The sequence below is a fragment of the Actinotalea caeni genome, assembly GCF_009733795.1.
GTDB classification, from domain to species: Bacteria; Actinomycetota; Actinomycetes; order Actinomycetales; family Beutenbergiaceae; genus Pseudactinotalea; species Pseudactinotalea caeni.
On sequence record NZ_WNXX01000044.1, the window covers coordinates 1 to 9566 of the forward strand.

10 protein-coding genes are annotated in these 9566 nt (G+C 74.1%); 5 read left to right on the forward strand and 5 right to left on the reverse strand.

Going from position 1 to position 9566, the window contains the following annotated elements:
* Nucleotides 1-494: hypothetical protein (locus GPA02_RS18880; RefSeq protein WP_420809376.1), on the forward strand; the 494-nt coding region annotated here is incomplete at its 5' end.
* Between the two features lie 9 nt (nt 495-503).
* On the opposite strand, the gene sucB is transcribed toward GPA02_RS18880, so the two are convergent.
* The 3 genes from sucB to GPA02_RS18630 form a co-directional block, all read right to left on the reverse strand.
* Complete coding sequence (gene sucB / locus GPA02_RS18620) at nt 504-2363, reverse strand: 2-oxoglutarate dehydrogenase, E2 component, dihydrolipoamide succinyltransferase (RefSeq protein ID WP_156201939.1); 1860 nt, start codon at nt 2361-2363, stop codon at nt 504-506.
* Between the two features lie 21 nt (nt 2364-2384).
* Nucleotides 2385-3785, reverse strand: a complete 1401-nt coding sequence (gene lpdA / locus GPA02_RS18625) for a dihydrolipoyl dehydrogenase (RefSeq protein ID WP_156201940.1) — start codon at nt 3783-3785, stop codon at nt 2385-2387.
* Nucleotides 3786-3849: 64 nt separating this feature from the next.
* Complete coding sequence (locus GPA02_RS18630; protein ID WP_156201941.1) at nt 3850-5322, reverse strand: leucyl aminopeptidase; 1473 nt, start codon at nt 5320-5322, stop codon at nt 3850-3852.
* An 84-nt stretch (nt 5323-5406) separates the two neighbouring features.
* Here GPA02_RS18630 and GPA02_RS18635 point away from each other — a divergent pair, with 84 nt between their 5' ends.
* Genes GPA02_RS18635 through GPA02_RS18645 form a run of 3 tightly spaced genes read left to right on the forward strand, consistent with a single transcriptional unit; the run spans nt 5407 to nt 7228 of the window.
* Nucleotides 5407-5775, forward strand: a complete 369-nt coding sequence (locus tag GPA02_RS18635; RefSeq protein WP_240134148.1) for a hypothetical protein — start codon at nt 5407-5409, stop codon at nt 5773-5775.
* Nucleotides 5772-6209 (forward strand): hypothetical protein, encoded by a 438-nt coding sequence (locus GPA02_RS18640; RefSeq protein ID WP_156201942.1) that lies wholly within the window; start codon nt 5772-5774, stop codon nt 6207-6209. Before GPA02_RS18635 ends, GPA02_RS18640 begins: the two co-directional genes overlap by 4 nt.
* Before the next feature lie 5 nt (nt 6210-6214).
* Complete coding sequence (locus tag GPA02_RS18645) at nt 6215-7228, forward strand: quinone-dependent dihydroorotate dehydrogenase (RefSeq protein ID WP_156201946.1); 1014 nt, start codon at nt 6215-6217, stop codon at nt 7226-7228.
* A 14-nt stretch (nt 7229-7242) separates the two neighbouring features.
* On the opposite strand, the gene GPA02_RS18650 is transcribed toward GPA02_RS18645, so the two are convergent.
* Together GPA02_RS18650 and GPA02_RS18655 are read right to left on the reverse strand one after the other, a co-directional pair.
* Nucleotides 7243-8253: an aldo/keto reductase family protein gene (locus tag GPA02_RS18650; RefSeq protein WP_156201943.1), complete on the reverse strand. Its 1011-nt coding sequence runs from the start codon at nt 8251-8253 to the stop codon at nt 7243-7245.
* A gap of 28 nt (nt 8254-8281) precedes the next feature.
* Nucleotides 8282-8878, reverse strand: a complete 597-nt coding sequence (locus GPA02_RS18655) for a DUF3043 domain-containing protein (RefSeq protein WP_156201944.1) — start codon at nt 8876-8878, stop codon at nt 8282-8284.
* 132 nt (nt 8879-9010) lie between these two features.
* On the opposite strand from GPA02_RS18655, the gene GPA02_RS18660 reads away from it, so the two are divergent.
* The coding region (locus tag GPA02_RS18660) for a glycerate kinase (protein WP_162457825.1) at nt 9011-9566 on the forward strand (556 nt) is incomplete at its 3' end.

Below are 9566 nucleotides of genomic sequence, written 5' to 3' on the forward strand. Positions count from 1 at the left end.
CGCGGACGGCGCGGCTCGTCGTCGGGGCCCTCGTGGCGAGCGCGGCCGTCGCCGCTGCCGTGACCCTCACCCCGGACGGTCCGGGCCCTGCGCCGGGCGCGGTCGCACCCCGCGCGACCGACGCGCTCGACGTGCGTGTGGCCGCGCTCGTCGCCCAGCGCGACGAGGCGCTCGTCGCCGGCGACGCCGCCGCCCTCGCCGCGCTCACCGCACCCGGGTCGCCCGCGCGGGAGCAGGACGCCGCCCTGCTCGCCTCGCTCGCCGACGCCGGGACGACGCTGCAGGGCCTGCGCACCGAGGTCGCGGAGACCGAGGTGGTCGCGCTCGACCGCAGCACGGCGACGGTGCGCACCGTGCTGACCCAGCAGACGCACGAGCGGCTGGCCGGCGCCGTCGTCCAGACGGTGCCGAACCAGCCGCCGCGTTGTGTCGAGCTCGCCCTGACGCGGGTCGAGGGCTCGTGGGTGGTCGCGCAGGCGCGCGACTGCGACTGACCGCTCGGGTCAGAGACCCAGCGAGGCCTCGAACTCGCCCTCCTCGATGCGGTTCTTGACCGCGGTGAGGAAGCGCGACGCGTCGGCGCCGTCGATCAGGCGGTGGTCGTAGGAGAGCGACAGGTAGACCATCGAGCGGATCGCGATCACCTCGGCGCCGTCGGCGTCGGTGACGACCACGGGCCGCTTGACGATCGCGCCGACGCCCATCATCGCCACCTGCGGCTGCAGCAGGATCGGGGTGTCGAACAGCGCACCGCCGCTGCCGGTGTTGGTGATCGTGAAGGTGCCGCCGGTCAGCTCGTCCGGCGTCGCCTTGTTCTCACGGGTCCGGCTCGCCAGGTCGGCGATCTTGCGGGCGAGGCCACCGATGTTGAGGTCGCCGGCGTCCTTGATCACCGGGACCACGAGGCCGCGCGGGGTGTCGACCGCGATGCCGATGTTCTCGGTGCCGTGGTAGACGATCTCGTCGCCCTCGATGCTGGCGTTGATCTTCGGGTACGCCTTGAGCGCCTCGGCCGCCGCGAGCGTGAAGAACGGCAGGTACGTGAGCTTGGCGCCCTCGCGGGCCTGGAAGTCGTCCTTGGCGCGGGCGCGGAGCCGGGCCACCTTGGTGACGTCGACCTCGAGCACCGTCGTGAGCTGCGCGGACACGTGCAGCGAGTCGACCATCCGCTCCGCCACGATCTTGCGCAGCCGGCTCATCTTCTCGCGGGTGCCGCGCAGCGGCGAGACCGGCAGGCTCGACGCGGCCGGCTTGGCGGCGGGAGCCGCGGCAGGGGCCTCGGCGGGCTTGGCCGCAGCCTCCGCCTCGGCCTTCGCCCGTGCGGCGGCCTCGGCCGCCTCGAGCACGTCCTGCTTGCGGATGCGGCCGCCGACCCCGGAGCCGGTGATGCTCGCGAGGTCCACGCCCTTGTCCGCGGCCAGCTTGCGCACCAGCGGCGTCACGTAGGCACCGGCCTCGGCGCTCGCCGCAGCCGACTCCGGCTGCTGCGCAGGCGCCTCGGCCTTCGCGGGCTCCTCAGCCTTCGCGGGCTCGGGCTGCGGCTCGGGCTCGGGCTGCTTCTCGGGCTCCGGCTCGGGCTCGGGCTCGGGCTCCGGCTCGGGCTGCTTCTCGGCCTCCGGCTCGGGCTCGGGCTCCTTCTCCGGCTCCGGCTCGGAGCCACCCGGCTCACCGGAGCCGACGTAGGCGAGCTCGGCGCCGACCTCGACGGTCTCGTCCTCCTGGACGACGATCTCCAGCAGCGTGCCGGCCACGGGGGAGGGGATCTCGGTGTCGACCTTGTCGGTCGAGACCTCCAGCAGCGGCTCGTCGACGGCGACGTCGTCGCCGACCGACTTCAGCCACCGGGTGACGGTGCCCTCGGTGACGCTCTCGCCCAGCGCCGGCAGCGTCACCGCGGTGCGCTCACCGCCGCCGCTGCTCGGCTTCTCGGCGGGCGCCTCCTGCTGCTCGGCCGGGGCCTCCTCGGCGGGGGCGTCCTCGGCCGCGAGCTCCTCGGCCTGCTCGGCCGGGGTGTCGGCCACGCCGGTCTCGTTGGCGGGGGCCTCGCGCTCCTCGGCGCTCTCGTCGGTGCTCGGCGCCTCGGGAGACTCGGAGGTGTCGGAGCCGCCCTCGTCGCCACCGCCGCTGCCGTCGCCGATGATGGCGAGGTCGGTGCCGACCTCGACGGTCTCGTCCTCCTCGACCAGGATCTTCTCGAGCACGCCGGCGATCGGGGAGGGGATCTCGGTGTCGACCTTGTCGGTCGAGACCTCCAGCAGCGGCTCGTCGACCGCGACCTCCTCGCCGACCGACTTCAGCCAACGGGTCACGGTGCCCTCGGTCACGCTCTCGCCGAGAGCGGGCATCTTCACTGACTCTGACATGGAGATTCTCCTTCTGTGACCTCAGGCGTGGGAGTGCAACGGCTTGCCGGCGAGCGCGAGGGCGGCCTCGCCGAGAGCCTCGTTCTGGGTGGGGTGGGCGTGGACGAGGGATGCGACGTCGTCGGGGAAGGCCTCCCAGCTCACCATGAGCTGGGCCTCCCCGATCTGCTCGCCCATCCGGGCGCCGAGCATGTGGACGCCGACGATCGGTCCGTCCTTCGCCCGCACGAGCTTGACGAACCCGGTGGTCGCGAGGATCTGGCTCTTGCCGTTGCCGCCGAGGTTGTACTCGACGGTCTCGACCTCGCCGTAGGTCTCGCGGGCCTGCGCCTCGGTCAGGCCGACCGAGGCGACGTTGGGCTCGCAGTAGGTGACGCGCGGGATCGCGCTGTCGACGATCGGCGCCGGGTCGAGCCCGGCGATCCGCTCGGCGACGGCGATGCCGTGCGCGAAGCCGCGGTGTGCCAGCTGCAGACCGGGCGTGATGTCGCCGACGGCCCACACGTGCTCGAGGTTGGTGCGCAGCTGCTCGTCGACCACGACGAAGCCGCGGTCCATCGCGACGCCCTGCTCGGCGAACCCGACGTCGTCGGTCACCGGGCCGCGTCCGACGGCGACCAGCAGCACCTCGGCCTCGATGGTGGTGCCGCCCTCGAGCGACACGGTGACACCGCGCTCGTCCTGCTCGACGCCCTCGAAGCGGGTGCCGAGGTGGTAGCGGATGCCGCGCTTGCGGAAGGCGCGCTCGAGCCCCTTCGACAGCGCCTCGTCCTCGTTGGGCACCAGGTGCGGCAGCGCCTCGACCACCGTGACCTCGGCGCCGAGGCTGCGCCACGCGCTGGCGAGCTCGACGCCGATGACGCCGCCGCCGAGCACGACCGCGCTGGCGGGCACCCAGTCCATCGCGAGCGCCTGGTCGGAGGTGATGACGCGGCCACCGATGTCGAGGCCGGGGAGCGTGCGGGCGTAGGAGCCGGTCGCGAGCACGACGTCGCGCCCGCGCAGCCGCCGCTGGTCGACCTGGACGATGTCGGGCGCGACCAGCCGGCCCCAGCCGGGGACGACCTCGATGCCGCGCGAGGACACCAGCCCGGTGAGCCCGCGGTACAGCCGCGAGACCACGCCGTCCTTGTACGCGTGCACACCGGCGACGTCGACGCCGTCCAGCGTCGCGCGCAACCCGAACGTGTCGCTGTCGCGGATCGAGTCGGCGACCTCGGCGACGTGCAGCAGCGCCTTGGTCGGGATGCAGCCGCGGTGCAGGCAGGTGCCGCCCACCTTGTCGGCCTCGACGAGCGCGACCGACTTGCCGAGCTGGGAGGCTCGGAGCGCGGCCGCGTAGCCGCCGCTCCCGGCGCCCAGGACGACGACGTCGTAGTCCTGCTCGGTCACCTGCGCTCCTTCAGTCGGGCTGGCACCCATCTTGGCATCAGGCGTCGTCGGCACCTCACCGAAACCAGCTCCACGGTCCTGGATGTGGCGCGGCTCACGCCTGGGCGGCGGAGTCGAGCAGCGACAGCAGCGTGCGCACGCCCACGCCGGTCCCGCCCTTCGGGACGTAGTGGCGCGGCCCACCCTCGTTGAACGCGGGGCCCGCGATGTCGAGGTGCGCCCAGGGTCGCCCGTCGGTGAACTCGCGCAGGAACAGCCCGGCGACGAGCATGCCGCCGTAGCGCTCGCCGATGTTCGCCATGTCGGCGACCGGGCTCGTCAGCGACGGCCGCAGCTCCTCGGGCAGCGGCATCGGCCAGAACTGCTCACCGGCCCGGCCGGCGGCGGCGACGACGGCGCCGCGCACGTCGTCGGTGCCCATGACCGCGCTCACCTGGTTGCCGAGCGCGACCATCTGCGCGCCGGTGAGCGTGGCGATGTCGACGAGGACGTCGGGGTCCTCCTCGCCGGCCGCGACGAGCGCGTCGGCGAGCACGAGGCGACCCTCGGCGTCGGTGTTGAGCACCTCGACGGTGCGGCCGCCACGGATCGTGATGACGTCGGAGGGCCGCTGCGCGGTCGCCGACGGCATGTTCTCGGCGAGCGCGAGCCAGCCGGTGACGCGCACCGGCACGTTCAGGCGGGCGGCGGCGAGCACGGTGTGCAGCACGGCGGCGGCGCCCGCCATGTCGCTCTTCATCGTCTCCATCGACTTGGCGGGCTTGATCGACAGGCCGCCGGAGTCGAAGGTGATGCCCTTGCCGACGAGGGCGTAGTGGCCCGTGGCCTTGCGCGGCTTCCACTCCAGCCGCACCAGGCGCGGACCGCGCGTGGAGCCCTGCCCGACGCCGACGAGGCCGCCGTAGCCGCCGGCGCGCAGCGCGTCGTCGTCCAGGACGGTGACGTCGACCTTGGTGCCCTTCGCGAGCGTGCGCGCCCGCTCGGCGAACGACTCGGGGTAGAGCAGGTTCGGCGGGGTGTTGACGAGGTCGCGGACGCCGTTGACGGCGCTGCCGACCACCTGGGCGCGCTCGACGGCGGCCCGGCTCTCCTTGTCCTTGGCGTCGGCGACGAGCACCTCGACCGCGCCGACCGGCTCGGTGCTGCCCGGGTGACCGCTGAAGACGTAGCCGCCGAGCACGGCGCCCTCCGCGACGGCGCCGGCCTGCGCGGCGGTGGTCGCCGGCAGCGCCAGCGTCACCGACCCGGTGCCGGCGAGCTGTCGCACCGCGGAGCCGGCCGTGCGGCGCAGCGTCTCGTCGGTGAGCGCGTCGGCACCGTCGGCCCCGGTGCCGGCGAGCACGAGCAGCGAGGCCCCCAGCCCGCCCGGGGCGGGCACCTTGAGCAGCTCGTCGGCCGCACCGGTGGCGCCGACGACGCGCGCCGCGGACTCGACCGCGGCACGGGCCTGCTTGGGGAGGGCGTCGAGACCCAGCACGCGCGGGTCGTCGCCGGAGGTGGTGGCGAGGACGACGGCGTCGGTGCGGGTCTTGGCGAGCGGGGTGCTGGTGAGCGAGACGGTGGTCACCCGCACAACCCTAGTGACCGAAGCGGGTGCGACGTCCACTAGCCTGGGGCACCGTGACCTGCGAGATCTCCGACCTCTGACGCCGTGGACCTGGTCGTCGCCGGCGGGTACGCCGTCATGGTGGGGTGCGGAGCCCTCGGCCTGTGGGCCGGGATCCGGGCGCTGCGCGACCGCGCGGTCATCCTCAAGCAGCTGATCGCGGGCGGTGTCGTCGAGGCCCTGCTGCTCGTGCAGGCGGTCGCCGCGCTGGTCGCGGTGCTGAGCGGTCACGGCCTCGCCGAGCCCGAGGTGTTCTGGGGCTACCTGGTCGTCGCGGTGCTGATGCTGCCCGCCGGCGCGGTGGTCGCGATCGCCGAGCGGACCCGCTGGAGCTCGGTCGTGCTGCTGGTGCTCGCGCTCGCGCTGCTGGTGATGCAGTACCGCGTGCTCACGCTGTGGTGGGCGACGGCATGACCGAGCTGCCCACCACCACCGACACCCGCCGGCCCGCGTTCGGCGCCGGGCGGGTGCTCATCGTCGTCTACGGCATCTTCGCCGTCGCCGCGACCGCACGCGCCACCGTGCAGCTGATCCGGGACGCGGCCGAGGCCCCGCTGGCCTACGGGCTCTCGGCGTTCTCCGCCGTCGTCTACCTGGTCGCGACCGTCGCGCTCGCGCACAACGGCCGCCGCCTGCGGGTGGTCGGCTGGGTGACCGTCCTCTTCGAGCTCGTGGGGGTGCTCGTCGTCGGGGTGCTCTCGCTGACGCACCCCGAGCTGTTCCCGCGCGACACCGTGTGGTCCGAATTCGGCAGCGGGTACGGCTACGTGCCGCTGGTGCTGCCGTTCCTCGGGGTGGCGTGGCTGTGGTGGTCCAGCCCGCGGCGCCTCTCGCAGGCGAACGGGTGACGCCGATGCTCTACGACCTGCTGTTCCGCACCGTGCTGAGCCGCGTGGACCCCGAGAGGGCGCACCACGGCGCGGCGCGGCTGATCGCGCTGGCCGGGCGGGTGCCGCCGCTGCGGGGCGCGCTGGCCGCGACCCTGGGCCGCCCGGCACCGGGGGAGCGGCCGGTCGTCTTCGGGCGGCGGCTGCCCGGTCGGCTCGGGCTCGCGGCCGGGTTCGACAAGGACGCGACCATGGCGGCCGGGCTGGCCGCGCTCGGGTTCGCCTTCGTCGAGGTCGGCACCGTGACCGCGCACCCGCAGCCGGGCAACCCGCGGCCGCGCCTGCAGCGGGTCACCGCGCAGCGGGCGCTGGTCAACCGGATGGGCTTCAACAACCAGGGCGCCGCCGCGGCCGCCAGGCGGCTGGCCCGGCTGCGTCGCACCGCCGCCGGCCGCCGGCTGGTGATCGGCGCCAACATCGGCAAGTCCAAGGTGACCCCGCCCGCGGACGCGGTCGCCGACTACGTGACCTCGGCGCGCGCCGTCGCCCCGTACGCCGACTACCTGGTCGTCAACGTCTCCTCGCCCAACACGCCCGGCCTGCGCGACCTGCAGGCGACCGAGGCGCTGCGACCGATCCTGGCGGCCGTCGTCGAGCAGGCCGCCTACGCGGCCGGTCGCGACGTGCCGGTGCTGGTGAAGATCGCCCCCGACCTGGCCGACGACGACGTCGAGGCCGTCGCACGGCTCGCTCTCGAGCTCGACCTCGCGGGCGTGGTGGCCACCAACACGACGATCGCGCACGACCACGGCGCGGGCGGCCTGAGCGGGCCGCCGCTGCACGCCCGCGCGCTCGAGGTGGTGCGACGGGTGCGCACGGTGCTCGGTCCCGACCGCGTCGTCATCGGCGTCGGCGGGATCTCGGGCGTCGAGGACGCCCGCGCGATGATCGACGCCGGCGCCACGCTCGTGCAGGCCTACACGGCGTTCGTCTACGCCGGGGCGACCTGGCCGGGCCGCGTCAACCGCGCGCTGGGCTGACGCGGCCCCGAACCTCAGACGAGGCGCTCCTTGGGGGAGACCTCGTCGGTCTTGCGCGGGTCGCGCTCGACGACGTCGCCGAGCACCTCGTCGATGCGCGCGAGCACCTCGGGCTCCAGCGTGACGCCGGAGGCCTTGACGTTGTCCTCGATCTGCTCGGGACGCGAGGCACCCACGAGCGCCGCGGCGACGTTGTCGTTCTGCAGCACCCAGGCGACCGCCAGCTGGGCCATCGTCAGGCCCAGCTCGTCGGCGATCGGGCGCAGCCGCTGCACCCGCTCGAGCACGTCGTCGCGCATCCACGACCGGATCATCGACGCGCCGCCCGACTGGTCGGTCGCGCGCGAGCCCTCCGGCGGCGGCTGGCCGGGCAGGTACTTGCCGGTGAGCACGCCCTGCGCGATCGGCGACCACACGATCTGGGAGATGCCCAGCTCGCGCGAGGTCGGCACGACCTCCTCCTCGATGACGCGCCACAGCATCGAGTACTGCGGCTGCGAGGAGATCAGCTGGATGTTGAGCTCCTTCGCGAGCTCGGCGCCGGCACGCAGCTGCTCGGCGGTCCACTCGCTCACACCGATGTAGAGCGCCTTGCCGGACCGGACGACGTCGGCGAACGCCTGCATCGTCTCCTCCAGCGGCGTCGCGTAGTCGTAGCGGTGCGCCTGGTAGAGGTCGACGTAGTCGGTGCGCAGCCGGCGCAGCGAGCCGTTGATCGACTCCATGATGTGCTTGCGCGACAGCCCGGTGTCGTTCGGGCCCTTGGGGCCGGTCGGGAAGTAGACCTTGGTGAAGATCTCCAGGCTCTCCCGCCGCTCGCCGGCCAGCGCCTCGCCGAGGACCTCCTCGGCCTTGGTGTTGGCGTAGGTGTCGGCGGTGTCGAAGCTCGTGATGCCGTGGTCGAGCGCGGCCCGCACGCAGCGGTGCGCGGTCTCGGCCTCGACCTGCGAGCCGTGGGTGAGCCAGTTGCCGTAGGTGATCTCGGTGACCTTCAGGCCGGAGCGGCCCAGGTGGCGGTAGCGCATCGTTCTCCTGTCTGGTGTCTGGAGCGACTCAGCTGACGGTGTCGCCGCGCTTGACCTGCGGCTTCGGCAGACGCATCCGCCGCATCTGCATCGAGCGCATCGCGGTGTACAGGCGCAGCCCGCGGACCGCGCCCGACCCGAACTTCGCGAGGGCGCGCCTGCGCACGATCCCGGCGTAGATCACGGCCTCGACGACCGCGACCAGCACGATCACGTAGAGGCCGAGGATCGCGTAGACGACGACCTGCGGCGGCAGCTGGATGAGGCTGCCGAAGAACATGACGACGACCACGAGCAGCGCGATCGGGAGGAAGAACTCGCCGAGCGTCCAGCGGGCGTCGAGGTAGTCGCGGGCGAAGCGACGGGCCGGACCCTTGTGCTGGACGGGCAGGTAGCGCTCGTCGCCGGTCTGCATCGCCTGGTCCATCAGCTGGCGCTGCTTGGCGGCCTCGGCGCGGGCCCGGGCGCGGTCGGACTTCTTGTCGCCGGTCACCAGCGGCCGGCGCCGCGCCGCCTCGGCGTCGCGTCGCTTCGGGGTCGGCCTGCCCTTGCCTGCCCTGGGGGTCTCCTCGACCACGGGCTCCGCCGGGACGGTGGCATCCTCGGTCTTCCTGCGTCCGAACACGTCGTGAAGCCTAGGTCATCGGCGGGGTGGGGCTCGTCGGCCCGACGGCGCCCGCCCGCTGCCTCCAGCGGCCCCCTGCGCCCGGGGCATGCGGTGGGACCGGCACGCCTCGTGCTCTGCGACACTCGGGGCGTGCGCGTGCTCATGGTCCCCGACGCCGTCCGGGGCGACGACGTCACAATCGGTGCGGGCGACGTCGCCCGTCACCTCGCCGAGGGCTGGCGGTCCAGCCGCGACGGTGACGAGGTGCTGCTGCACCCCTCGAGCACCGGCGCGCACGGGTTCCTCGACGTGCTGCGGGCGGCGCTCGGCGGCGAGGTGCAGGCGACGGTGGCGCGCGACCCCTGGGGTGCCTCGGTGCCCGCGACGTGGCTGCGGGTGGGGCGTACCGCCTACGTCGAGACCGCGCCGCTGCTCGGCGACCCCCACGGCCCCGACGCCGCCCGGCTCGCCCAGGAGGGCAGCAGCGCCGGCGTCGGCGACCTCGTGCTCGCCGCCGCCCGCGCCGGCGCGAGCAGGGTCGTCGTCGGGGTGGGGGAGTCCGGCACCCACGACGCGGGCGTCGGCGCGCTGCGCGCGCTCGCCGGTGGAGACGCGGGGACGCCGCCGGGGGAGGCGGCACGCGGCGCGGCCCAGGTGCTGCGGCAGGTCGAGGTCGTGGTCGCCGCCGCGACCGACCGCCCGCTCA